The 23,164-nt window shown below is 72.8% G+C and carries 23 protein-coding genes; 9 read left to right on the top strand and 14 right to left on the bottom strand.

Going from position 1 to position 23,164, the window contains the following annotated elements:
* Window positions 1-23: 23 nt before the first annotated feature.
* Entirely contained in the window at window positions 24-908 is an 885-nt protein-coding gene (locus tag ABEB17_RS07810) for an aldo/keto reductase (protein WP_345716117.1), read from the bottom strand.
* A gap of 61 nt (window positions 909-969) precedes the next feature.
* Here ABEB17_RS07810 and ABEB17_RS07805 point away from each other — a divergent pair, with 61 nt between their 5' ends.
* Complete coding sequence (locus ABEB17_RS07805; RefSeq protein ID WP_345716116.1) at window positions 970-1,926, top strand: phosphotransferase enzyme family protein; 957 nt, start codon at window positions 970-972, stop codon at window positions 1,924-1,926.
* On the opposite strand, the gene ABEB17_RS07800 is transcribed toward ABEB17_RS07805, so the two are convergent.
* From ABEB17_RS07800 to ABEB17_RS07790, 3 genes are all read right to left on the bottom strand, one after another.
* Window positions 1,913-2,905 (bottom strand): DUF5926 family protein, encoded by a 993-nt coding sequence (locus ABEB17_RS07800; protein WP_345716115.1) that lies wholly within the window; start codon window positions 2,903-2,905, stop codon window positions 1,913-1,915. The two genes, ABEB17_RS07805 and ABEB17_RS07800, sit on opposite strands and share 14 nt — an antisense overlap.
* Before the next feature lie 39 nt (window positions 2,906-2,944).
* The gene (locus ABEB17_RS07795) at window positions 2,945-3,370 is read right to left on the bottom strand and encodes an ATP-binding protein (RefSeq protein WP_345716114.1); all 426 of its coding nucleotides are present in this window, start codon (window positions 3,368-3,370) and stop codon (window positions 2,945-2,947) included.
* 154 nt (window positions 3,371-3,524) lie between these two features.
* On the bottom strand, window positions 3,525-4,337 hold the full coding sequence (locus ABEB17_RS07790) for a glycerophosphodiester phosphodiesterase (RefSeq protein ID WP_345716113.1): 813 nt from the start codon (window positions 4,335-4,337) through the stop codon (window positions 3,525-3,527).
* A 90-nt stretch (window positions 4,338-4,427) separates the two neighbouring features.
* Between ABEB17_RS07790 and ABEB17_RS07785 the strand changes: the two genes are divergently transcribed.
* Both ABEB17_RS07785 and ABEB17_RS07780 read left to right on the top strand, forming a co-directional pair.
* Window positions 4,428-5,543 carry a threonine aldolase family protein gene (locus ABEB17_RS07785; protein ID WP_345716112.1) on the top strand — a complete coding sequence of 372 codons (1,116 nt, stop codon included), beginning with the start codon at window positions 4,428-4,430 and terminating at the stop codon, window positions 5,541-5,543.
* A gap of 148 nt (window positions 5,544-5,691) precedes the next feature.
* Window positions 5,692-6,594: an aminoglycoside phosphotransferase family protein gene (locus ABEB17_RS07780; RefSeq protein ID WP_345716111.1), complete on the top strand. Its 903-nt coding sequence runs from the start codon at window positions 5,692-5,694 to the stop codon at window positions 6,592-6,594.
* A 9-nt stretch (window positions 6,595-6,603) separates the two neighbouring features.
* Here ABEB17_RS07780 and ABEB17_RS07775 read toward each other — a convergent pair whose 3' ends face one another.
* The 6 genes from ABEB17_RS07775 to ABEB17_RS07750 all read right to left on the bottom strand — a co-directional run bounded on the left by ABEB17_RS07775 (window position 6,604) and on the right by ABEB17_RS07750 (window position 12,863).
* Window positions 6,604-7,848 carry an RNA polymerase sigma factor gene (locus ABEB17_RS07775; RefSeq protein ID WP_345716381.1) on the bottom strand — a complete coding sequence of 415 codons (1,245 nt, stop codon included), beginning with the start codon at window positions 7,846-7,848 and terminating at the stop codon, window positions 6,604-6,606.
* 20 nt (window positions 7,849-7,868) lie between these two features.
* Window positions 7,869-9,071: an ATP-binding protein gene (locus ABEB17_RS07770; RefSeq protein ID WP_345716110.1), complete on the bottom strand. Its 1,203-nt coding sequence runs from the start codon at window positions 9,069-9,071 to the stop codon at window positions 7,869-7,871.
* A 170-nt stretch (window positions 9,072-9,241) separates the two neighbouring features.
* Window positions 9,242-9,565: a rhodanese-like domain-containing protein gene (locus ABEB17_RS07765; RefSeq protein ID WP_345716109.1), complete on the bottom strand. Its 324-nt coding sequence runs from the start codon at window positions 9,563-9,565 to the stop codon at window positions 9,242-9,244.
* Window positions 9,566-9,626: 61 nt separating this feature from the next.
* Entirely contained in the window at window positions 9,627-10,487 is an 861-nt protein-coding gene (locus ABEB17_RS07760; RefSeq protein WP_345716108.1) for an Fpg/Nei family DNA glycosylase, read from the bottom strand.
* A 32-nt stretch (window positions 10,488-10,519) separates the two neighbouring features.
* Window positions 10,520-11,833, bottom strand: coding sequence for a hypothetical protein (locus ABEB17_RS07755; protein ID WP_345716107.1), 1,314 nt, complete (start codon window positions 11,831-11,833; stop codon window positions 10,520-10,522).
* A 73-nt stretch (window positions 11,834-11,906) separates the two neighbouring features.
* Window positions 11,907-12,863: an aldo/keto reductase gene (locus ABEB17_RS07750; protein WP_345716106.1), complete on the bottom strand. Its 957-nt coding sequence runs from the start codon at window positions 12,861-12,863 to the stop codon at window positions 11,907-11,909.
* Between the two features lie 24 nt (window positions 12,864-12,887).
* Here ABEB17_RS07750 and ABEB17_RS07745 point away from each other — a divergent pair, with 24 nt between their 5' ends.
* Window positions 12,888-13,718 (top strand): aminoglycoside phosphotransferase family protein, encoded by an 831-nt coding sequence (locus ABEB17_RS07745; protein WP_345716105.1) that lies wholly within the window; start codon window positions 12,888-12,890, stop codon window positions 13,716-13,718.
* A 159-nt stretch (window positions 13,719-13,877) separates the two neighbouring features.
* On the top strand, window positions 13,878-14,648 hold the full coding sequence (locus ABEB17_RS07740; RefSeq protein WP_345716104.1) for a matrixin family metalloprotease: 771 nt from the start codon (window positions 13,878-13,880) through the stop codon (window positions 14,646-14,648).
* Between the two features lie 6 nt (window positions 14,649-14,654).
* Here ABEB17_RS07740 and ABEB17_RS07735 read toward each other — a convergent pair whose 3' ends face one another.
* Both ABEB17_RS07735 and ABEB17_RS07730 read right to left on the bottom strand, forming a co-directional pair.
* Window positions 14,655-15,098: a hypothetical protein gene (locus ABEB17_RS07735; protein ID WP_345716103.1), complete on the bottom strand. Its 444-nt coding sequence runs from the start codon at window positions 15,096-15,098 to the stop codon at window positions 14,655-14,657.
* On the bottom strand, window positions 15,095-15,457 hold the full coding sequence (locus tag ABEB17_RS07730; RefSeq protein ID WP_345716102.1) for a hypothetical protein: 363 nt from the start codon (window positions 15,455-15,457) through the stop codon (window positions 15,095-15,097). The genes ABEB17_RS07735 and ABEB17_RS07730 overlap by 4 nt, the downstream gene beginning before the upstream one ends.
* A gap of 115 nt (window positions 15,458-15,572) precedes the next feature.
* Between ABEB17_RS07730 and ABEB17_RS07725 the strand changes: the two genes are divergently transcribed.
* Window positions 15,573-16,577: a leucine-rich repeat domain-containing protein gene (locus tag ABEB17_RS07725; protein WP_345716101.1), complete on the top strand. Its 1,005-nt coding sequence runs from the start codon at window positions 15,573-15,575 to the stop codon at window positions 16,575-16,577.
* Between the two features lie 29 nt (window positions 16,578-16,606).
* Here the strand turns inward: ABEB17_RS07725 and ABEB17_RS07720 are convergent, their stop codons facing one another.
* Window positions 16,607-17,026: a YccF domain-containing protein gene (locus ABEB17_RS07720; RefSeq protein ID WP_345716100.1), complete on the bottom strand. Its 420-nt coding sequence runs from the start codon at window positions 17,024-17,026 to the stop codon at window positions 16,607-16,609.
* 210 nt (window positions 17,027-17,236) lie between these two features.
* On the opposite strand from ABEB17_RS07720, the gene ABEB17_RS07715 reads away from it, so the two are divergent.
* Genes ABEB17_RS07715 through ABEB17_RS07705 form a run of 3 tightly spaced genes read left to right on the top strand, consistent with a single transcriptional unit; the run spans window position 17,237 to window position 22,462 of the window.
* Window positions 17,237-19,351 (top strand): acyltransferase family protein, encoded by a 2,115-nt coding sequence (locus ABEB17_RS07715; protein WP_345716099.1) that lies wholly within the window; start codon window positions 17,237-17,239, stop codon window positions 19,349-19,351.
* A gap of 5 nt (window positions 19,352-19,356) precedes the next feature.
* The gene (locus tag ABEB17_RS07710) at window positions 19,357-20,814 is read left to right on the top strand and encodes a glycosyltransferase family 2 protein (RefSeq protein ID WP_345716098.1); all 1,458 of its coding nucleotides are present in this window, start codon (window positions 19,357-19,359) and stop codon (window positions 20,812-20,814) included.
* Entirely contained in the window at window positions 20,795-22,462 is a 1,668-nt protein-coding gene (locus tag ABEB17_RS07705; protein WP_345716097.1) for a glycoside hydrolase family 26 protein, read from the top strand. The genes ABEB17_RS07710 and ABEB17_RS07705 overlap by 20 nt, the downstream gene beginning before the upstream one ends.
* An 88-nt stretch (window positions 22,463-22,550) precedes the next feature.
* On the opposite strand, the gene ABEB17_RS07700 is transcribed toward ABEB17_RS07705, so the two are convergent.
* Window positions 22,551-23,156, bottom strand: coding sequence for a hypothetical protein (locus tag ABEB17_RS07700; RefSeq protein ID WP_345716096.1), 606 nt, complete (start codon window positions 23,154-23,156; stop codon window positions 22,551-22,553).
* Window positions 23,157-23,164: the final 8 nt, after the last annotated feature.

Below are 23,164 nucleotides of genomic sequence, written 5' to 3'. Positions count from 1 at the left end.
CTGCGGTGTGGCGGGCGGTGGGGTCAGGCGGGCTGGTTCAGGAACGGGGACGTGTAGTCGTCGACGCCGGCGAGCAGGGCCTCCGCCTCGGGGACCGGCAGCCGGTCGGCCTCGGCCGCGAGGGTGTCGGCCAGCAGCCGGACGTCGCCCGCGCTGGCCAGTCCGGTGATCTCGGGGTGCGACAGCACCCAGGACACCGCGGCGCGGATCCGCTCGGCCTGGTCGAACGGCTCGTACCAGGTGTCGTAGGCCTGCTGACCCCGGTCCTCGCCCGCTCCGACGCCGGGCCAGTTCCGCCGGGCGACGGACTTGATGATCATCAGGCCGACGTCCTGACGCTGCACCTCGGCGCCGAGCGCCTCGTAGTCCGCGCGGTACGCCGGGTCGCTGGCCAGCCGGTAGTTCAGCGGGCTCAGCACGGTCGCGAAGTCGAAGCGCCGCAACGCCTCCAGGTGCGTGGCGGGTGCCTGCGAGCCGTGCCCGGTGATGCCGATCGCGGACACCATCCCTTCGTCCCGCGCGCGCAGGGCCGCCTGCAGCGAGCCGCCGTCCCGGGTGCACAGGTCGAGCTCGTCCAGGTCGCCGACGGCGTGCAGCTGCAGCAGGTCGACGCTGTCGGTCTGCAACCGCTCCAGCGAGTCGTTGATCTGCGCCCACGCCGCCTCGCGCTCGCGCAGGCCGGTCTTCGTCGCGAGGAAGACCCGATCCCGGATCTGCGGGATCCACGGCCCCAGCCGCAGCTCGGCGTCCCCGTAGCTGGCCGCGACGTCGAGGTGGTTCACCCCCGCGTCCAGGGCCTGCTGGATCGAGCGGTCAGCGGTGTCCTGGTCGACGTCGGCGAGCGCCGCCGCGCCGTAGATGATCACTGAGCTCTCGTGGCCGAGCCGGCCGAGCCGTCGGTACTCCATCGCGCCAGGCTACGTCCGAAATTCACAGGACGCGCTGCGGCCGCGGTGTCAGGGTGGCCGGGTGAGCAGCGAGGGTGAGGTCGTGGGCTGGGTCGCGCACGACTTTGGCTTGCGGCTGTCCTCGCTGGTCGCCGTCCCGCACGGCGCGGACCGGCAGGCCCAGGTCTGGCGTGGCACCTGCGACGACGGGTCCTCCTTCGCGGTCAAGCTCAGCACCGGCGGCTCTGCCGCGGGGCTGCTCGTGACGCAGCACCTCGCCGGCACCGGGGTCCCCGGCGTCCCGGAACCCCTGACGGCCACCGATGGCCGACCGTGGAGCGAGCGGCCGGGTGGACGCCTGTCCGTCATGACCTGGATCGCGGGCGACCGGGCAGCGGACGTCGATCCCACGCTGGCGCAGTGGACCGACCTCGGCCGGGTGCTGGCCGCTGTGCACGCGGCACCGGTGCCGGCCGAGCTGGCCGCGGTGCTGCGGTCGGAGGACCTCTGGCACGGCGAGCTGGTGGACGACGCACGACCACTCGCCGAGCAGTGGCCGGCCGCCGCGCAGGCGCTCGCGACTGTGATCGACGGCGTCGTCCAGCAGGCCGACCGGTTGAGCCGCCGGACGTTCCGGCTCGTCCTCTGCCACGCCGACCCGCACCGCGGCAACCTCCTCGTCCGCGGTGACCAGGTCTGGCTCATCGACTGGGACGACGCGGTGCTGGCCCCACGCGAGTGCGACCTGATGTTCGGGCGGGTTGGCCTGCCGTTCTTCGGCCCCGCCGACACCGAGCAGCGGACCGCGTTCGACGCCGGCTACGGCATCACCGACGCGGCCCTCGATCCCGAGCTGCTCGCCTTCTACGCCTGCCGCCGAGCGCTCGAGGACATCACGGACTGGACCCGCCAGGCCCTCGACGTCCGGCTGCCGGCGCGCGACCGCGAGCAGGCCCTCGCGATCGTGCGCGACCTGCTCTCGCCGTCCGGCCTGGTCGGGCTGGCCGCCGAACGCGCCGTGCAGGTCAGCGCAGGGTGAGCTGGCGGCTGACGACCCCGGCCCGGGCGCGACGCTCGTCGTAGGTCAGCGGCTCGTCCTTCGCGAGCGCTTCGGCCAGCCGCTCGGCGAACGCCGCGGCGGGCCCCTCGACGTCGTCGGCGGTCCACTCCTGCGGCAGGTCCCAGACCGGCACGAGCAGTCCGTGCGCGCGGAACGCCCCGACGTACCGGGTGCCGTCGCCGAGGCTGCTCTCGCCGGTCGCGTGCAGGCGGGCCAGGCCGTCCAGCAGCTCGTCCTCGCCCTGCGGCAGCACCCAGCGCAGGTGCGTCCGGTCGCCGATCTGGCACCAGTACGCCGCCTCGACCCCGGTCAGCCGGGCGGTCGGGATCACCGCGGAGTTGGCCCGCTCCAGGCTCTCGCGGACCTCGGCGTCGAGGTCGTCCGCGCCCTCGACCCAGAAGTCGAAGCCCTCGTGCAGGGTGACGGTCATGGTCGCGTCGGGCGCGACGACGGCCTGCAGGCGCGGGCCGTCGGACGGCAGGTCGGTCAGCGTGATCGGGGTGCCGGGCTCGGCGGCCACCGCCGCGGCGGCCGCGGACCCGACGTCCCGGCTCGGGTCGCCGGAGCCACCACCGGTCTGCAGCCCGACGAGCACCCGACCGTCCGCGCGACGCATGGCCGGCCAGGCCAGCGGGAGCACGGTCGCGACGGTGATCTCGTTCAACGCCGGTTGGTCGCCGGACTTCTTGCGGCGCAGGGCCGGAGCCAGGGTCAGGGTCGCGGTCGCGGCCGGCACCACCTCGCGCAGCGCCACCCAGTCGGGCTCGCCGGGCAGGCCCTCGAACGTCCGGCCGGTGGGCGTCGGCGCCGCGACGGCGCGGGCCCGGCCGTGGCAGGCCTTGTACTTCTTGCCGGAACCACAGGGGCACGGTTCACGCTGACCGACGACGGGGACGTCGGCGTCAGCGACCGCGCTGGCGGTGGAGGTGGTCGAGGGACGGCGCGAGGACTTGCCCATGGGCGAAGACTCTAGGCGCTCGCTCAGGGACGGCGGCGCTCAGGGACGGCGGCGGCGGGACGGTCCACCGAGGCAGACCCAGACCGTGCGGCCCCGGTCCTCGTCCAGCACACCCCACTCGTGGGCGAGCGAACGGACGATGCGCAGGCCACGGCCGCGGGTGGCGTACACCGTGGGCTGCTGGGCGCGAGGCGTCGTGCTGCCCCCGCCGTCGGTGACGTCGAGCTCGACGACCCCGCCCTTGACCTGCCAGTGCACGCGCACGGTGCCGTCGGGTAGGGCGGCAGCGTGCTGGACGGCGTTGCCGAGCAGCTCGGTGACCACGATCTCGACCTCGTCGACCACGGCCGAGGGGACGTCGCGGCCGCGCAGGTCCTCGACGACCGTTCGCCGGGTGCGGGGCACCGAGGCGAAGGCGTGCGGCACCCGCAAGGTGCGCGTGCGGGTCGGAATGCGCGTGGCCACCTGTGTCACGGAACCTCCCTTGCTCGCCCCGGTCGCCGTCAAAACGGACAAATACTGTGCTGGATTGCCGTGAGTCACGGCGCGTCACCCGTTGCTACCGGCTCACACTAACCCGAGGACGGCCAAGGTGCACCCCTTCTGGGCAGAATGCCCGTCAGGCCGGGTGCACGCCGCGTCCGAGCAGCTCCAGGACGTGCCGGGGGCGGTTGGTGATGATCGCATCGACCCCGAGGGCGAGGCAGAGCTCGACGTCCTCGTCCCGGTCCACGGTCCACACGTGCACCTTGCCGCCGAGGCCCTGCACCGAGCGCACGAAGCCCTGGTGACGGCGCAGCAGCCGGACGTCGATCCCGACCGTCCCCACGCCCTTGGGCAGGGTTCCGTCCCGCATCCGGACGGGGATCCGGTCCTCGACCAGCAGCACCCGCGGGACGTCCGGCGAGCGTTGACGCATCCGCTGCAACGCCAGGGACGAGAAGGACATGACGCGCACGGGCGACGGGAACTGCGGGTGCGCGCCGTCCCAGCCGTACTCGGCCAGCACCCGGGCCAGCGTGCGCTCGACCAGCCCGGCGTACCGGGTCGGGTGCTTGGTCTCGATGGCCACCTGGACGGGGCGACCGCAGTCCCGGACGGCGTCCAGCAGGCGACGCAGGGTCAGGAGCCGGCCGTGGTCGCGGTCGGGGGTCTCGACGGAGTCCGCGTCGTCCCAGTCCTGCATCCAGGATCCCCAGTCGAGCTGCTCCAGGTGCGCGAGCTCGAGGGTCGAGACGACGCCGCGACCGTTGGACGTCCGGTTGACCTTGCGGTCGTGCACGCACACCAGGTGCCCGTCGGCGGTGAGCCGGACGTCGCACTCGAGGGCGTCGGCGCCCTGCTCGATGGCACGCAGGTACGCGGAGAGGGTGTGCTCGGGCTTCTCGGCACTCGAGCCACGGTGCGCCACCACCTCGGGGCCGCCGTTCACGCGCACGATCTTGGCACGGCTCGGGCCGATCCGGGCAGAGGCTCGTGGTGCGAGCCGTCCTCGTCTCGGCGGCGGCCCTAGGGTGTCGGGATGCCTGGACCCGACGACCTCAAGGCCGTGAACGAGCGTCGCCTCGCCGCCCGCGCGCAGTGCACCCGCTTCCTGCAGGGCCGCCCGCACCGGACCCCGCGCGAGCAGCTCGAGGCGCTGGCCGCTTCGGCGGAGGAGCCGAGCAGTGACTTCTACGCCGCCGGCGGCGACGTCACGGCCCTGGAGGTCGAGGTGGCCGGGCTGCTCGGCAAGCCGGCCGCGGCGTTCGTCCCCAGCGGCACGATGGCGCAGCAGTGCGCGCTGCGCGTCTGGTCGGATCGCACGGGCCACCGGGCCGTCGGGGTGCACGCCCTGTCCCACCTGGTCGTGCACGAGGAAGCCGCGCTCGAGGAGCTGCACGGCATCCGGATGCGCGAGCTCGCGGACGGCCCCAGCCCGCTCGTGGCCGACGACCTGGCCGGGCACCCCGGCCCGCTCGGCGCCCTGGTGGTCGAGCTTCCGTTGCGCGACGCCGGCTACCTGCTGCCCAGCTGGGACGAGCTCGTCGCGCTGACCGGGGCGGCCCGCGAGCGCGGCATCGCCGTGCACCTCGACGGCGCGCGGCTGTGGGAGAGCCAGCCGTTCTACGGCCGCGACCTCGCCGAGATCGCCGCCCTGGCCGACACCGTCTACGTGTCCTTCTACAAGGGACTCGGGGCGCCGGCTGGTGCCGCGCTCGCCGGTCCGTCCGACGTCGTCGACGAGGTGCGCCAGTGGCGGCACCGGCACGGCGGCACGCTGTTCTCGTCCATGCCGTACGCGGTCGCCGCCCGCGCGGGGCTGCGCGACCGGCTCGGGCAGTTCGCCGAGCTGCACCGGTTGGCCGGGGAGCGGGCGGCCGCGATCGGCGCCCTCGAGGGAGTGCGCGTGACGCCGGATCCCCCGCACACCAACGCCTTCGTCATCTACGCCGACGTCGAGCCGCAGGCCCTGCGCGAGGCCTGCATCGCGTTCGCCGAGGCCGAGCAGGTCTGGGTGCTGGACTGGGCCACGAGCGCGGCGGTGCCGGGCTGGAGCAAGGTCGAGTTCGTCGTCGACGTGGACCACCTCGACTGGTCGGCCGAGCAGGCCGCCGCGCGCGTGGGACAGGTCCTCGACCTCGCACGACGAGGTTGACCAACCGAGTGCTGGCGGCGCAGTGCATGGTGGAGTCGTTGACCCTGGTGACCAGCGATGCGGCATTCCACGGACTGACCGGCCTCCGGACGATCTGGTAGCCGTCAATCCGCTTGCCTGCCACCACCCAGGTCGCGAGCATGTGCGGATGCCGCCGCCCCGCCTGCACGACGACGAGGTCGAGATCGACATCGCGCTGGCGCAGCGGCTGGTCGCCGAGCAGCTGCCCCGGTATGCGTCGCTGCCCGTACGGCGGGTGGCGTCCGGCGGCACGGAGAACGCGGTGTTCCGGCTCGGCGACGACCTCGCGCTGCGGCTGCCGCTGACTCCCGGTGCGGTGGGTGGGCTGCTCAAGGAGATCCGCTGGCTGCCCGTCGTCGGGCCGCACCTGACCCTCGACGTCCCCGAGGTCGTCGCCACCGGCGCGCCGGCCGCGGACTACCCGTTCCCGTGGGCGGTCGTGCGTTGGCTGCCGGGCAACGACGCCCTTGCCGAGGAGTTCACGTCGCTCGCCGACACGGCCCGCCGGCTCGGCGAGGTCGTCCTCGAGCTGCAGGCGATCCCCGACGTCCCACCGCCCGGCTCGCAAGAGGACTTCGGGCGCGGCGGCCCGCTCGTCGGCCGCGATCCGGCCTTCCGTGAGTTCATCGTGCGCTGCGACGGTCTCCTGGACGTCGAGCGAGTCACCAGCATCTGGGACGACGCCCTCGCAGCACCGGCGTGGACCGGACCGTCGGTGTGGCTGCACGCCGACCTGCTGCCCGGCAACCTGTTGGTGCGGGACGGGGTCCTGGCCGGCGTCCTCGACTTCGGTGCGATGGCCACCGGCGACCCGGCGTACGACATCACCGCGGCCTGGCACGTGCTCGACGGCCCGAGCCGCCGGACCTTCCGCGAGATCGTCCAGCCGGACGACGCGACCTGGCTCCGCGCGCAAGGTCTCGTCGTGTCGGGGGCGGCCATCGCGCTGCCGTACTACCAGCACACCAACCCGTCGATGGTCGAGACCGCCCGCCGAGGGCTCGCCGCGGTGGTGTCGGACCAGCGGTGACATCACAGATCACCTGCGAGACAGGCGCTCCGCCCGCTCGATGAGGTACCGCTGCTCGGGCAGGCTCGTGGTGAGCTGGGCGGCGCGGCGGTAGCTGGCCTCGGCACCCACCGGGTCACCGGACATCTCCAGCAGGTGCCCCCGCACCGCGTGCAGCCGGTGGTGATCGCTGAGTCGTCGATCAGCCGCCAGCGCCTCCACGACGGCCAGCCCGTCCGTGGGCGAGCCCGCCATGGCCACCGCCACGGCCCGGTTCAGCGAGACGACCGGGTTGGGCGACAACCGCTCCAGCAGGTCGTAGAGCACCACGATCTGCCGCCAGTCCGTCTCCGCAGCGGTCGGCGCCTCGTCGTGCACGGCGGCGATCGCGGCCTGCACCTGGTACGGCCCCACGGCCTTGCTGGACAACGTCTTCGTGATCAACGCGACGCCCTCGTCGATGAGCGGACGACGCCACAGCGACCGGTCCTGGTCGGCGAGCGGGACGAGCGCGCCCGCCGCCGTGGTGCGCGCGGGACGCCGCGCATCGGTGAGCAGCATGAGGGCCAGCAGGCCGGCGACCTCACCGTCGTCCGGGAGTTGCTCGAAGGCCAGCCGGGTCAGGCGAATCGCCTCGGTGCTCAGCTCGACCTGCGCCAACTCCGGCCCCGCCGTCGCCGTGTACCCCTCGTTGAAGACCAGGTACAGCACGTGCAGGAGCGCGCCCAACCGCTCGGCCAGCGCGTCGCCGGTCGGCATCGTGAAGTGCGCGCCGACCTCCCGTATCCGCTGCTTGGCCCGGCTGATCCGTTGCGCCATGGTCGATTCCGGCACCAGGAACGCCCGGGCGATCTGCGCCGTGCTCAGCCCGCCGACGGCCCGCAGGGTCAGCGCGACCTGGGACGGCGCTGTGAGCGACTCGTGGCAGCAGAGCAGCAGCAGGGTGAGGGTGTCGTCCTGCCCGGCCGAGTCGTCGGCGTCCGCGGCCGGGGCGACGAACGTGTCGGACGGCGCCATGGCCACGGCCTCCAGCTCACGCCGCTCGCGGGCTTGGTCGCTGCGGTACTGGTCGATCAGCCGCCGCGAGGCCACCGTGATGAGCCACGCCTTCGGGTCGTCCGGCACCCCCTCCACCGGCCACTGCGTCGCTGCCGCCAGGCCGGCCAGCTGCACGGCCTCCTCGGCGGCGTCGAAGCTGCCGTACCGGCGCACGACCGCGCCGAGCACCTGGGGCGCCAGCCCGCGCCACAGGTCCTCCAGCGCCGCCCCAGCCACCTCCGCCACCGCCGAGGTCCCTAGCCGTGCGAGCGAAGGTAGCGGCCGAAGTGCGGCACGGTGAACGCGATCCGGCCCCGCTCGGCGCTGTACACCAGGCCCTTCTTCAGCAGCGCGTCGCGGGCGGGCGACAGCGACTGCGGCTTGCGCTGCAGCTGCTCGGCGACCGCGGACGTCGGCACCCCGGCCTGGGCGGGTTCCGCGTCCGCACTCTCGATGTCCGCCATCGCTCGCAGGTACTCGCGCTCGCCGGGGGTGGCACGCTCGTACCGCGAGCCGAAGAAGCCGACCGTCAGCTCGGCCTCGGCCTCGGGTGCACCGACCCGGACGTCGTCCGCGGTGATGGGGGACCGCGGAGCGACGTCCCACACCGCCTTGCCGTACGCCTGCACGAAGTACGGGTAGCCGGCCGTCGCGTCGTACATGGCCGCGAGCGCCTCGTCGGTCCAGTCGGCGCCCTCCTCGTGGGCCGGCGAGCGCAGGGCCAGCCCGGCGGCCTGCGGGTCGAGCCGGTCGATCCGCACGTACCGGAAGAGCCGCTCGCTGTAGGACTTGCTGGCGCTCAGCACGGCCGGCAGGTGCGGTAGCCCGGCGCCGACGACGATCAGCGGCATGCCCTGCTGCGAGATCTCGTGGCAGGCCGCGCAGAGCGCGGAGACGTCGTCCGGCCCGACGTCCTGCATCTCGTCGATGAAGATCGCGACCCCGCGGCCGCGCTCGGCAGCCAGCCCCGCGACGTCCCCGAGCAGCTCGACGAGGTCGATCTCGATGTCCCCGGAGTCCGCGCGTCCGGGCACGGCCGGGACGTCGATCCCGGGCTGCCAGCGCTCGCGGAGCTTGCTGGTCGGGCCGGCGTCCCGCAGCGCGAAGCTCTTCAGCACGCCGAGGACGTGCCGGGTGCCGTCGTCGGCGTCCTCTACTGGGCCGAGCTCGCGGATCGCGAGGTGCAGGGCGGCGGCGAGCTGTCGGCGCAGCGAGGTGTCCGGTCGGGCCTCGAGCTTGCCGCTGCCCCACCCGGCTCGGACCGCCGCCGACCGCAGCGCGCCGAGCAGCACGGTCTTGCCCACCCCGCGCAGGCCGGTGAGCACGAGCGAGCGCTCGGGACGGCCGCGGGCGACGCGCTCGAGCACGACGTCGAACGCGGTCAGCTCGGCGTCCCGACCGGCCAGCTCGGGCGGCCGCTGGCCGGCGCCGGGGGCGTAGGGGTTCCGGATCGGGTCCACGATCGGACACTATCGGGCTCTCTAGCCCTGAGCCGATACATCCGCAGACTAGCCGATCACCGTGTCGCCCACCCTCGACCTCGCACCATTCGCGCTCCACGTGGCTATGGGGCCGCGATCACCACGTGAAGCGCGCTACATGCGGGAAAGGGGCGGCGCAGGGGGCGGCGTCAGATGACGGTGGGGGAGCCGGACGCCGCGGCCATCGGCTTGCCCGCGAACGCCCAGGCCTTCATGCCACCGGCGACGTTGACCGAGTCGATGCCCTGCGCGTTCAGCCAGGCGGCCGCGCGGCCGGACCGGTTGCCGGACCGGCACATGATGTAGAGCGGGTCGGCCTCGGGCAGGTCGCCCAGGCGCGCGGGCACCTCGCTCAGCGGCACGTGCACGGCGCCGTCGACGTGCCCGGCGTCCCACTCGTCCTGCTCGCGCACGTCGAGCAGCACCGCGTCGGCGGGCAGGTCCTGGACGGAGATCTCGGGCACACCAGTCATGCGCACGATCCTGCCACGGTCGCCGCGGCGCCCGCCTGTTGCGACCACTCCGTGAGCAGCTCTACTTGAGCAGTCGGGACATCCGCCGGTCGGCCAGCGGCTTGCCGCCGGTCTGACAGGTCGGGCAGTACTGCAGCGCCGAGTCGGCGAAGCTCACCTCGCGGACCGTGTCGCCGCACACCGGGCACGGTTGTCCCGCGCGGCCGTGCACCCGCATCCCGGCGCGCTTGGTGTCCTTGAGCTCGGCCGCGGGCCGCCCGGCCGACCCGGCCACGGCCTCGCGCAGCACCGACTCCAGGGCCTCGTACAGGACGTCGACCTGCCCCTCGTCGAGCGACCCGGCCAGCGCGTAGGGCGACAGCTTGGCGGCGTGCAGCACCTCGTCGGAGTAGGCGTTGCCGACGCCGGCCAGCACGGACTGGTCCCGCAGCAGGCCCTTCACCTGGGTGCGCCGCCCGGCCAGCAGGGCCCCGAAGGCAGCCCGGTCGAAGGCAGGGTCCAGCGGGTCCGGGCCGAGCGAGGCGATCTGCGGCACGGACGCCGGATCGCGGACGACGTACACGGCCAGCCGCTTGCGGGTGCCCGCCTCGGTGAGGTCGAACCCGGTGTCGTCGTCCAGCACGACCCGCAGGGCGATCGGGCTCTTGCCCGGCCGCAACGGCGTCGGGTTGAGCTTCGTCGACCAGCGCAGCCAGCCCGCCTTGGACAAGTGGAAGACCAGGTGCAGACCATCGACGTCCAGGTCCACCCACTTGCCGTGCCGGGCGACTTCGGTGACCTCGAGGCCGTGCAGCGACGTCGGCGGCGGGTCGAACGTCTTCAGCACGTTGAAGGCGGCGACGTCGATCCGCGCGACGACGTGGCCGACCGCGTGCTCGCGCAGGAAGGCGGCCAGTCCCTCGACCTCGGGCAACTCAGGCACGGGCGCAGTCTGCCATCGCGGGGCAGCTCACGTCAGGGCGGCGAGTCGCCCCACGGGATCCGGGTCAGGTACACGGCGGTCCACCAGCTCAGCGCGGCCAGCGCGAGCACGGCCACCGCCCCGACCCGCCACCACCAGCCGCTGCCGACCCGGTCCCGCGACCCGCGCGCCGCCAGGCTGGCCAGCGCCGCCGCGATCGGCAGGTCCAGCAGCAGGAACCGCCACATGCTGGTGATCGGCCGCACCACCGCCAGCAGGTACACCGGGTAGGCGACGCCGAAGACGCGCAGCTCGGGCACCAGCCACGCCGTGTGCCGGCCGGCGAGCACCCGGACCGACAGGGCGACCACCCCGAGCAGCAGGGCGACGCCGATCAGCCCGAGCCCGGTCCAGGCCCACTCCAGCCAGGGCAGGAACGGCCCGTCCGCCGGCTTCTGACCCCACGCCGCCTGGGTCTGCAGGAACGCGTCGGGGACGCCGGTGGCCACGCCGACGATCACCGGCCACAGCACGGCGGACACGCCCGTTGCGACGACCAGCGCGGCCCAGGACGCCTGCTGCCACACCGGCCACGGGTCGCCGGCCCGTCCCCTCCAGCGCAGCCAGCCGTGCCAGAGCACGACCAGCAGCAGGGTCGCGGCGACCGCCCGGGTCAGGCCCAGCAGCAGCACCACGGGCACGGCCCACAGGTACTGCCGGCGGACCAGCAGCAGCAACGCACCCGACAGCAGCAGCGCAGCGAGCGCCTCGGTGTAGGCGACCTGCAGCACCGGCGCCGAGGGCAGCAGGCACCAGATCCCGACCGCGAGCACGGCCAACCGGTCGTGCCCCGGGCGCTGGCTGAACAACCGCCAGATCACCACGGCCGCAGCGGTTCCGGCGACGAGGTTCACCACCGTGGCGGCCACCGAGAAGGACACCCCGGTGACGAGGACGCCGCGCACCAGCATGGGGAACAACGGGAAGAACGCCCAGCTGTTGTAGTCCACGGTGCCGACCTCGCCGTGCGGCAGCGTGTGCGGGTAGCCGTGCCGGGCGATGCGCTCGTACCACTCGCCGTCCCAGATCCGCACCATGTCGAGGTAGTGCGGGCTCAGGACGCCGACCCCGGCGGGGTTCTGCCCCCATCGGGCCGCGAGCTCGATGACGACCGCGCTGAGCACCCGGGTGCCGAGGTAGATCACGACGACCTGGACCCACGACGGCCACGTCAGGAACCGGCCCCAGGTGGCCAGGACGCGCTCGTGCGCCGCCGTCCGCAACGACGGGCGAGGGGGCGGGGCGGGCGTCCGCAGGTCAGGCGAGGCAGGGGCCGGCTGGACGGCGCGCGGCACCGTGTCCGTCACCGCCGGCCTCCACGAGGGTCACGCGAGGACGGCCGCCGCCCCCGTCACACCCATGGTGACATCGGATACCCGACTACGCCTGCGTCGTGATGGCGTCCAGGGCCGCGAGGTCCTCGAGCGTCGGCTCCCAGGCGCCGGCGGCGGCGTTCGCGTAGACCTGCTCGGGGCGGGTCGCCCCGGCGATCACGCTGGCGACGGCGGGCTGCGCGGCCAGCCCACCGATGGCGACGTCCAGCACGCTCACCCCGCGCTCGCCGGCGAACCCCTCGACGGCCTCGATCGCGTCCCAGTCGGCGGACTCCAGCCGGGCCGTCTGCTGCTGCAGGCGCGACCCGTCCGGCGCGGCCTGGCCGCGCCGGTACTTGCCCGTGAGCAGCCCGTACTCCAGCGGGAAGAACGGCAGCACTCCCAGGCCGAGCGCCTCGCACGCGGGCACCAGCTCGTCCTCGACGTCGCGATCCAGCAGCGAGTACTTGTTCTGCGCGCTGATGAAGCGCTCGTAGCCGGACGTGCGGGCGGTCCAGTCGGCGTCCGCGACCTGCCAGGCAGCGAAGTTCGAGCAGCCGACGGTGCGGACCTTGCCCTCCAGCACCAGCTCGTGCAGCGCGGCGAGCGTCTCGCTGATCGGCGTCACCGGGTCGGGCTCGTGCAGCTGGTACAGGTCGATCCAGTCGGTGCCGAGCCGGCGCAGGCTGGCCTCGACGGCCTTGCGGATGTACCGCCGGGACCCGCGCGCGCCCCAGTCCGGGCCGTTGTCGCCCTGCATGTCCATGCCGAACTTCGTGGCCACCACGACGTCGCCGCGGCGCGCGCCCAGCGCGCGGCCGAGCAGCTCCTCGCTCTCACCGCGACCGTAGATGTCGGCGGTGTCGAACAGGGTGATGCCGACCTCGATGGCCGCGTCGACGACCGCCTGGGTCTGCTCGGCGTCGATGCGGGCACCGAAAGCGTTGCAGCCCACCCCCACCCTGCTGACCATGAGGCCGGAGCGGCCGAGCGGGCGGTAGGTCATGTCCGGGGTGCTCACCATGCTCGCCACCCTAGGCTCCTGCGAGTGGACGAGACCGTCGGGGACGCCGAGCTGCTGGCCCGGGCCACCGCGCTGGCGGGGCGTTGGCAGGTCCGTCTCGGCGAGCCGTACGAGCGGGGCTGGGGCGGACGGGTGTACCGCGCCTGGACGCCGGACGGGGTCCCGGCCGCACTGAAGGTCTCGGTCGCCGACCGGGAGGGGGCTCTGCAGAGCGCCGCCCTCGCGACCCTGGACGGGCGGGGCGCCGTCCGGCTGCTGGCGTCGACGCCCGACGGGGCCGGCATGCTCCTCGAGCGCTGCGAGCCGGGCCACCCGCTGTCCAGCGCCGGCGGCCAGGTCGCCCTGGACGTCCTCGTCGGCCTGCTGCCGCGCACCTGGGTGTCGACCGACCGACCCTTCACCACCCTGCGGGACGAGGCCGCGCACTGGTTCGACCAGCTGGAGCCGATGTGGGAGCGCACCGGCCGCGGCGTCGACCGGCGGCTGGTGGACGCGGCGGCCGAGCTGCTGCGCTGGCTCCCCGGGTCGCAAGGCCCGCAGGTGCTGGTCAACCAGGACCTGCACGGCGACAACGTGCTGGCCGCCGAGCGGGAGCCCTGGCTGGTCATCGACCCCCTCCCGCTGGTCGGGGAGCGCGAGTTCGCGGTGGCTCCGATCGTGCGGTCGGCCGAGCTCGGGCACTCCGCCCGCGACGTCCGGTACCGGCTCGACCGGCTGGTCGGGGAGCTGGGTCTGGACGCCGATCGGGCCCGCGGGTGGAGCATCGTCCAGACGATCGCCTGGTGCACCGAGGACGGCGCCGTGCTGCCCGGGCACATCGACGTCGCCACCTGGCTGCTGGACCGCCTGCCCTGAGCCCGGCCCCCCCTGGCCCGAGCCGCTCACCCGGACGGTGTCACTCGCTCGGCCCAGCACTCCCGCGCGCTGGTCACGCAACTGAACACCCACGCCGCCAACCGGTTGGACCAGGGCGGCGACCTCGACACTGCGGGCCCGCCGAGCCGATGGGCTGGCGTGAAGACCTTCGTCGTCGCGCTCGCCGCCACCGCCGCCGTGCTGGGCGGCATCGGCACGTCGCCGACCGCCGACCAGCCCACTGGCGCGACCGGGTCGACCGGGGCCGCCAGCTCGGCGTCCGCCGCCTCCACCCACTACGGGTTCCTGTCCCGACAGGTCAACGCGAAGGCGCCGGTGGCCCGGTGGAACCCGTGCGCGGCGATCGGGTACCGGGTCAGCTCGGTCGGCGGCGGCGCGGGCGCCACGGCGGACGTCATCGAGGCCGCCAAGCGGATCCGGGCCGCGACGGGGCTCCCGCTGGTCTACCGCGGCCAGACCTCCGTGGTGCCCGGCAAGGGGACCGCGGCGTACCCGAAGGACACCCAGATCGTCGTCGCCTGGAGCAAGCCCGGTCTCACCCGGTTCCTGCCCAAGCCCAGCAAGGGCACGTACGCCGTCGCCGGGTACGGCGGGGGCTCGTGGACGACGGGTTGGGACGCCCAGGGCCGGCAGTGGGGCCGGTTCCTGCAGGGCTACGTGGTGCTGAACTCCGGCTACCACTTCGCGCACGGTTTCGGCGCCGGCCCGGCCACCGGCTGGCAGGGGACCCGCGGACAGCTGGTCATGCACGAGCTCGGGCACGCCGTCGGGTTGGACCACACCACCGACCGCAACCAGATCATGTACCCGACGATGACCCGCAAGGCCGCGGTGTTCGGTGCCGGCGACCGGACGGGCCTGCACTACCTGGGCCGGTCCAGCGGCTGCCTGTACGCCACCAAGCGCTGACCAGTGTCAGCCCACGATCAACCCGTCGTCCCCCGACGCGTCCTCGTGCCGGACCCGCCGCAGGAACAGCAGGCCGAGCACCGGGAGCACGAGCGGCACGAAGCCGTAGCCCGCGCCGAAGTCGGACCAGACCGTGGCATCCGGGAAGTCGTCCGGCCGCAGCACGCTGAGCATGCCGACCGCGAGGACACCCACCAGCTCGACCGTGCACGCCGCGGTCGCCACCCGGACCGACGTCCGGCCGCCGCGGGCCAGCGCCACCGTGGCCACGATGTAGATGACCGCCGCCAGTGCCGACAGCACGTAGGCGAGCGGCGCCACCGCGAACTGGGTGGCGATCTGGAAGACGGCGCGCGAGGTCGCCGCGAGCGCGAACACGGCGTAGACCGCGATGAGCACGCGGCCGGGCCCACGCCGAGTCGTCGGGGTGGCCGGATCGGGTGCGCTCACGCCCGGCCGTTCCAGATGTCGTGCAGGCGGGCCAGCAGGACGGCGTCCACGAGGGCCGCGACGACCAGGACCCCGGTGCCCCACGAGCTCGGCTCGGCCCGCGCCCACCACACCCCGGCGGGCAGCACGATCAGCGCGCCGATCAGGTAGGCCACGAACACGATGCCGTTCACGTCCCGGTCGGTGCCGATCAGCAGCACGATCCCGAGCACCGCCTGGACGACGAACCCGACCTCGAGCGCCGCGGCGGCCAGCACGGTCGCCCGGCCGATCTGGCGGTCGCGCATCAGCAGGAAGGCCACCCACAGCGCGAACAGCAGACACCCCGTGGCGAGGACGAAGGTCAGCGGTCCGGTCACCTCATGCTCCCGTTCACACGCGCCATGCTGGCACGACGGCCCCGCTGCGGCCGCACGGGTGCAGATGGTCCGTTTCGCCCACCGCACGTCCGTCCCGCCGCTACATTCGCCGTCGATGATCACCACTGTCGCTCCCGGACGCGTCCAGGCCTCGCCGCCGCTGCACGCGCGCGAGCTGGAGGCCGTCGGCCCCGAGGTGACGAGCGTGCAGTTCCACGAGGCGCTCGGGCCCGACGACCACGCCGTGCTGAGCGCCTGGGCGACCGGCCGGCCACAGCTGGGTCTGCGGGTCTTCGGCAACTACCGGCGCGACATCCAGCACCTGGAGTTCCTGCGGCAGTACCCGGCCCTGACCGGCTTCGGCATCGACACGATGCAGGGTCGCGAGCCGGTCGACCTGTCGGGGTTGCGGTTCCTCCCGGCCGACCTGCACACGCTGCGGCTGGGTGTCCGGGCGCCGGTGGGCGCCGACCTCGACCTGCTGGCCCGACTGTCCGCGTTGCGGTCCTTGGCCGTGAGCGGCCAGCGGCGGTTGCCGTCGTTCCTGTCCGGCTACCGCGACCTGCAGGAGCTGTCGGTCGAGGGTCCCGTGGCGAACCTCGACTCGGTCGCCACCCTTCCCGACCTGCGTCGGCTCACCCTGCGGTCGGTAAACGCGAAGGCCCTGGAGCCGCTGACTGCCCTCGACCGGCTGGACACCCTGGTCGTCAACCTGGGCAGTGCGGACGACCTGCGCGCCCTGCCGTCGGTCGGGCGGCTTCGGCACCTGGCGCTCTGGCAGGTCCGTGGACTGACCGATCTCAGCGCGATCGGCGAGCTGGACGAGCTGGAGACCCTGCGGCTGGAGTCGCTACGGCAGGTGACCGCGCTGCCCGACCTGAGCCGGCTGACCCGGCTGCACACCATCCACTTGGAGACCATGCGCGGGCTGAGTGACCTGGGGCCGCTGCGGACGGCCCCGGCCCTGCGAGTGCTGCGCCTGGTCGGGGCCGGGCACCTGGAGCCCGCCGACCTGCGACCCCTGGTCGACCACCCCACCCTGCAACGCGCCGGGTTGGGACTGGGCAGCATCCGCCGCAACCGGGCCGCGCACGAGCTGGTCGGGCTGCCGGACGCCTGAGGGCACGACTGGGCCGGCCTCAGCCGACCTCAGCCGAACGAGACGACCGCGTCCTGCGCCCCGGCGGCCTGGAGCTCGCTGGTGGGCACGATCTGCTTGCCCAGCGGGAACAGGGCGAGGCCGGCCATCTTGAAGCAGGCGATGCCGAACGGGATGCCGATGATCGTCAGGCACAGCAGCAGGCCCGCGAGCACGTGCTCCAGGGCGAGCCACCAGCCGAACAGCACGAACCAGATCACGTTCCCGATCGCACTCATCGCCCCGGACGTCGGACGGCGCACGACCGAGCGCCCGTAGGGCCACAACGCGTAGCGGGCCATCCGGAAGCTGGCGATCCCGAACGGGATCGTGATGATCAAGATGAAGCAGACGATCCCGGCCAGCACGTAGCCGATGGCCAGCCAGAGGCCGGCCAGGACGAGCCAGAGGATGTTGCCCACGGTGCGCACCGGTTCAGCGTAGGCGCTCCTGTCCGAATCACCCGGTGCCCACTCTTTACACGGAGGGACAAACCCGGACACGTCCCGTTCTCATGGGCTGCCTAGGTTCGAGGCTCCTGGACCGGATGAGACTCCGGCCAGGTGGTCGCCATCGAAGACGACCCCCGGGATCGCCGCTGCTCCTCGTGCCATCCGCACCTGCCCAGCTCCGGAGACGACATGACCACCGTTCAGAGTGCTCCAGACGTCGACGTCCTCGACCGGGTCACCCCCGCGAGGCCCAGCGCACCAACCAAGCCCAGCCGTCGCCGCGAACCCCGCGGCTTCCGACCGGACATCGAGGGCCTGCGGGCCATCGCCGTCGTCCTCGTCGTGCTCTACCACGCCCACCTCGCCTTCCCCGGCGGGTACGTCGGGGTCGACGTCTTCTTCGTCATCTCGGGGTTCCTGATCACCCGGCACCTCGTGAAAGCCATCAGCCGCAACGGAATCCGCGCGCTGCCGGCGTTCTACGGCGGTCGCGTCCGGCGCCTGCTGCCGGCCGCCGCCGTGGTCGTCGTGGCCACCGTCGTCGCGGCCCGCCTGTGGGCACCAGTGCTGTCCGTCCCCGGCATCGCGACCGACGCGGTGTACTCCACGTTCTACGGGCTGAACTACCGCCTCGCCGCCTTGGGTACGGACTACCAGCACATGGGGGCGGCGGCCTCACCGCTGCAGCACTTCTGGTCGCTCGGCGTCGAGGAGCAGTTCTACCTGCTCTGGCCGCTGCTGATCGTCGTGCTGATGGTGGTGGCCCGTCGCCGGGCGCACCAGGTGCTCGTCGCCGTCGTGGTCACCGTGGTCGCGGTCTCCGGCTGGTACTCGGTCACGGTCACCGAGCACTCGGCCCCGTGGGCGTACTTCTCGCTGCACACCCGGGCCTGGGAGCTGGGGCTCGGCGCGCTCGTCGCGTTGACCGCCCGGTCGCTGACCGCTGTGCCGCAACGGATCCGGGGCGGCGCCGCGGTGCTCGGCCTGGCCGCGATCCTGCTCGCCGGCCTGACCTACACCGACTCGACCCCGTTCCCCGGCTACGCGGCGTGGCTCCCGGTCGGCGGCACGGCTCTGGTCATCGCCGCGGGCTGCGGCACCCGGGTCGGCGCCGAGCGGCTGCTGTCCGAGCCGCTGATGCAGTGCCTGGGCCGGGTCTCCTACTCCTGGTATCTGTGGCACTGGCCCATGCTCGTCATCATCCCGATGGGGTTGGGGCACCAGCTCGGCTGGATCGAGCGGGCGGGCGTCGTCTGGCTCTCCCTGGTCGCCGCGCTGCTCAGCTACGTGCTCGTGGAACAACCCACCCGCACCCTCCGGCTGCCCAGCGTGGCCTGGCTCGGGGTGGGGGCCGGGCTCAGCGCCGCCATCGTGGCGGCCTCGGTCGTCGTCCTGGCGTTCCCACCCAGCTCGACCGGCAACGGCGCTGCGGTCACGCTGGCGGCGTCGGACTCGGCGACATCCACCGTGCCCGCGGTCATGCGCGACGCCATCGCCGCCGGCACGAAGACCACCCAGGCGCCGCGGAACCTGACCCCGCGACCCGCCGCGGCCGCCGACAGCCTGCCCGGCGACCGCGGCACCGGCTGCCACGCCGAGTTCACCCAGGTCCAGCAGGGCGCGTGCGTCTTCGGCGACGCGAGCGCCAAGCGCACGGTCGTGCTGTTCGGCGACTCGCACATGGAGCAGTGGCTGCCCGCCTTCGTCGCCGCCGCCGACCGCGACCACTGGCGGGTGGTCAGCTGGACCAAGTCCGCCTGCCCGGCCGCGGCGATCACGGTGCGCAACTCGAGCCTGCAGCGCACGTACACCGAGTGCGACCAGTGGCGTCGTCAGACGATCGCCAGGATCGGTGCGCTGCAACCGGACCTGGTCCTGGTCAGCCAGTCCGAGACGGTCGTACCCGGGGACGTGTCACCGGAGGACTTCGCCGCCGCCACCGCCACGACGGTCAGCCGGATCAAGGCGGCGACGGATGGTGAGGTCGCCTACCTGCAGGACATCCCGATCCCCGGCAAGAACCTGCCGGAGTGCGTGGCCAGCAACCTGGACGCCGTCGACTCCTGCACCTACCGCGCGGGCAAGGCCTACAGCTACCCGCACCGGCACGCGGCCATCGCCCCCGCGATGAAGGCGCTGTCGGTCCGCACGATCGACACCCAGCCGTGGTTCTGCACCGCGAGTGAGTGCCCGCCGGTCGTCGGGAACGTCCTGGTCTACCGCGACGACTCGCACATGACGGTGCCGTACAGCACCTGGCTGGCGCCGCTGGCCAGGTCCGTCCTGCAGACGACGAAGGGGTGAGCCGGATGTTCATCGCGATCCTCGAGATGCGGCACACGATCACCGACCACGGCCACCTGTACCTGTTCAGCGCGTTCGTCGCTCTCACCTGGGCGATCTGGGCGCTGAAGGTCGCGCTGTCGTGGCGCTACCGGCCGTGGATCGCACCCTACGAGGTCAGCACCTCGGTGGTGATCCCCGTGGTCGACGAGCCCGTCGACCTGTTCGCCGAGGTCCTGACGCGCATCGTCGAGCAGCAGCCGACCGAGGTGATCGTCGTGATCAACGGGCGGCGGAACCCGGTGCTGGAACAGGTCTGCGAGCAGTTCGCGCCACTCGTGCAGTGGACCTGGACGCCGGTTGCGGGCAAGCGCAACGCCGTCCTGCTCGGCACCGAGGCCTCGGTGGGCGACGTCGTCGTCCTGGTCGACAGCGACACGATCTGGACGACGGACACGCTGCCCGAGCTGGTGAAGCCGTTCGCCGATCCGGCGGTCGGCGGCGTGACCACCCGCCAGCGCATCCTCGAGCCGGAGCGCGGCTTCCTGACCCGCTGGGCGGACTGGATGGAGAACAGCCGCGCGCTGTACTCGATGCCCGCACAGAGCGTGCTGGGGTCCGTGGGCTGCCTGCCCGGACGCACGATCGCCTTCCGCCGCACGGTGCTGCTCGACTCGATGCAGGACTTCATGACGCAGCAGTTCCTCGGCGTCTTCCTCGAGGTCTCGGACGACCGGACGCTGACCAACCTGGCCCTCAAGCGCGGGTTCAAGACGGTCTACCAGTCGACCAGCCTCGTCTACACCGACGCCCCCACCGAGCTGCGCAAGATGCGCAAGCAGCAGCTGCGGTGGTCGCGCGGCAGCCAGTACAACACCTTGCGGATGCTGCCCTGGATGCTCGTGCACACGCCGTTCCTGGCGTTCTTCTTCCTCGCCGACATCATCCTGCCGTTCCTGCTGCTGGTCGTCGTCATCGCGTGGGGCGTCCGGCTGGCCACCCACACCGGGCAGAACCTGTACGTCGGCCTGCTGCACCTGCACGACCGCTGGGTCTCCATCGTCGCGATCGTGCTGCTGACGATCCTGATGTCCACGCTGTCCATGGCGTTGCGGCAGATCCGGCACATCGAGGAACGTCCCGTCGACCTGCTGCTGATGCCGGTCTACACGGTGTTCAGCTCGGTGTTCCTGATGCCGCTGCGGATGTACGGCTTCCTGCGACTCGGGCACATCGGCGGCTGGGGCACCAGGGCCGACGCCTACGTCGCGGACCAGGGCGAGGCGACGTCTGGCTCCGACGTCCGACCTGGTCGCGAGCACCCCGAGGGTCTGACCAGCTCGCCGGCCCTCGCCGCCCGCCTACCGACGTCCCCACTGCGTTCTCCGCGCAGCCAACCCGGCGACCCCCGCGCCCTGGTGACCTACCTGATCGCCGTCGCCGCCGTGACCCTGGGAGTGCTCTATGACGCGCAACTCGTCTAGCAAGCTGAACGTCGTCCTGCTCTCGTTCGCGATCGTCAGCACCGGGACGGCGCTGTGGCTGTCCCCGGCCGGTGACGCGCAGTCGGCGGGCGCCGCGAAGCCGCGGTCGAGCGCCGCGCCGGCACCGACCACCACCCCGACCACCACGCCGACCACCACGCCGGTGGCTCCGCCGTCCGGGTCGACCACCACGCCGGCGCCCAAGCCGGGTGCCGGCACCGGGTCCGCCGTCCGCGCCGCCGGGGTCTCCTGGCACGGCGGCACCGCCGGGGCGTCGTCCAGCACGACGGTCGTCCGGCCCACGGTGCGCACCACCGTGACGGCCGCCGCCAAGCCCGCGGTGAAGCCCGCCAGCAAGCCGAAGGTCCAGGGCTGCTGGAGCTTCACGTACCAGCAGGACGCCCAGGCCGCCTACGCCAAGAACCTGTCGGACCCGCTCGGGCTGGACGGGGCCAAGGGCCCGTTCAACGGGGACGGCCTGGCGTGCACGCAGCTGCCCCTCGACCCGTCGCGGGCGGCGTCCAAGCCGGTCGGCGCGTACGTCGCCCCCGCGGCCTCGGTGAAGACCAAGGCCCAGCTCGTCGCGCCCGCCACGAAGTACTTCGGGGTGGCCGAGGACGGCGTCCCCGGCGACACGGCGCTGATGAACAAGCTGTCCACCCAGGTCGGCAAGGCGCCGAGCATGGTCGAGTGGTTCGGCACCTGGGACGAGGACTTCAACGCCACCAAGGTGCAGGCGTCCTGGGCCCGCGGCGCCCTGCCGGTCATCACCTGGATGCCCGCGCACAAGGGCAACAAGAACCCGGCCGACACCTCGCTGCAGAAGATCGTGGACGGCGAGTGGGACGACTACATCCTGCGCTACGCCGGGGACGTCGTCGGCGAGGGCAAGCCGGTCGTGATCCGGTTCGCGCACGAGGCCAACGGCAACTGGTACCCGTGGTCCGCCGGCGGCAACCGGCGCTTCGAGCGCGGAGACAACGGAGCCGAGAAGTTCTACAACACCCCCGCGCTGTACCGGGCGGCCTGGCAGCACGTCTGGTCGCTGTTCGAGAAGGTCGGCGCGAACGACGAGGCGATCTGGGCCTACACCCCGGTGTCCTCCAACGGGATCACCCCGAACACCACGAACACCTCCCAGGTCACCTACGGGATGACGTCGATCGCCGAGGACTACCCGGGCGACCAGTACGTCGACTGGGTGGGCATGTCGGGCTACTCCTACAAGGGAACCAGCTGGTCCTTCAGCAAGACGTTCAGCAAGTCGCTGACCCAGCTCAAGGCCGTCGCGCCGAGCAAGCCGATCCTGATCGCCGAGACCGGCGCCGCGGAGAACACCGGCGCGGTGAGCAACACCGCGCGCAAGGCGTCGTGGATCACCGACAGCCTGACCGGCTTCGCGGCCGACCCCAGCGTCGTCGGGTTCGTGTGGTTCAACAACACCGTGGTCGACGTGCACACCGTCGACGGGGTCAAGATCACCACGGACAACAAGTGGGACAGCTCGCCGGCGTCGCTCGCCGCCTTCACGAAGGCGATCGCCGACCCGATCTGGTCCAGCGGCCGCTCACCCGACACCGTCGTCAAGGCCGGCACCACCGCCGAGGTCGCCGCGGCGTCCACCTCGACCGGCCGCGGCTCCGGCTGACGCCTCCCGCCGTTGATCACGTTCAGTGGGTGTACGCCCGCTTCTCGAGGCGAAGGACCCTCGAGAAGCGGACGTAAACCTCGACCAGCTACGCGGGGGCGCCCTTCGCGGAGGTCATCAGCCGGCGCAGCGTCCCGAAGATGCCCAGCAGCGCGAAGACGCCGAACATCGCCAGGTCGCTGCCGTACGACGTGATCACATCCATGTTGAACAGGTTGGTCTTCACGAACTCGTACGACGACGGGTAGCCGAGCGCCTGGCCCGACGGCGTCTTGTAGTAGTCGAGCAGGTCGGACGCCACGATCGCCAGGAACGAGGCAGCGACCCCCACGATGATTACGCCGACCAACGGGACGAGCCCGCGCTTCGGCGGCGTCAACGCGCCCTTGGAGTAGAGGAACACCGCGCCGCCAGCGATCACGAAGCTGGAGATGGCGCCGACGAACCCCAGCTTCCAGATCACCACCGCCAGGAACATCCCGACCGGGATCGCGCCCAGCGAGAACGCCAGCCCGCGCGACACCAGCTCCTCCTGCGGCAGCTCGATCGGCGCGGCGGCCGCCGCCACCGGCCCCTCGCTGAAGAACGGCGTCCCGGAGTAGTACCCGGGCGACACCACGGGGGAGGGCTCGGGGGAGGCCTCGGACGCGGGCTCGGGGGAGGGCTCGGGCGCGGACTGGTCCGGCGTGGTCACGAAGGCTC

Origin of the sequence: Angustibacter luteus (genome assembly GCF_039541115.1) — a bacterium.
Classification (GTDB): Bacteria; Actinomycetota; Actinomycetes; order Actinomycetales; family Angustibacteraceae; genus Angustibacter; species Angustibacter luteus.
Note: the sequence above shows the minus strand (reverse complement) of the source record. Positions and strands in the feature narration are given on the sequence as shown.

Excerpts from the sequence above, each read along its gene's own strand:
- ABEB17_RS07800 (WP_345716115.1), bottom strand. The coding sequence starts at position 2,905 with ATGGGCAAGTCCTCGCGCCGTCCCTCGACCACCTCCACCGCCAGCGCG.
- ABEB17_RS07810 (WP_345716117.1), bottom strand. The coding sequence starts at position 908 with ATGGAGTACCGACGGCTCGGCCGGCTCGGCCACGAGAGCTCAGTGATC.
- ABEB17_RS07750 (WP_345716106.1), bottom strand. The coding sequence starts at position 12,863 with ATGGTGAGCACCCCGGACATGACCTACCGCCCGCTCGGCCGCTCCGGC.
- ABEB17_RS07780 (WP_345716111.1), top strand. The coding sequence starts at position 5,692 with ATGCCGCCGCCCCGCCTGCACGACGACGAGGTCGAGATCGACATCGCG.
- ABEB17_RS07725 (WP_345716101.1), top strand. The coding sequence starts at position 15,573 with ATGATCACCACTGTCGCTCCCGGACGCGTCCAGGCCTCGCCGCCGCTG.
- ABEB17_RS07765 (WP_345716109.1), bottom strand. The coding sequence starts at position 9,565 with ATGACTGGTGTGCCCGAGATCTCCGTCCAGGACCTGCCCGCCGACGCG.
- ABEB17_RS07710 (WP_345716098.1), top strand. The coding sequence starts at position 19,357 with ATGTTCATCGCGATCCTCGAGATGCGGCACACGATCACCGACCACGGC.
- ABEB17_RS07705 (WP_345716097.1), top strand. The coding sequence starts at position 20,795 with ATGACGCGCAACTCGTCTAGCAAGCTGAACGTCGTCCTGCTCTCGTTC.
- ABEB17_RS07715 (WP_345716099.1), top strand. The coding sequence starts at position 17,237 with ATGACCACCGTTCAGAGTGCTCCAGACGTCGACGTCCTCGACCGGGTC.
- ABEB17_RS07785 (WP_345716112.1), top strand. The coding sequence starts at position 4,428 with ATGCCTGGACCCGACGACCTCAAGGCCGTGAACGAGCGTCGCCTCGCC.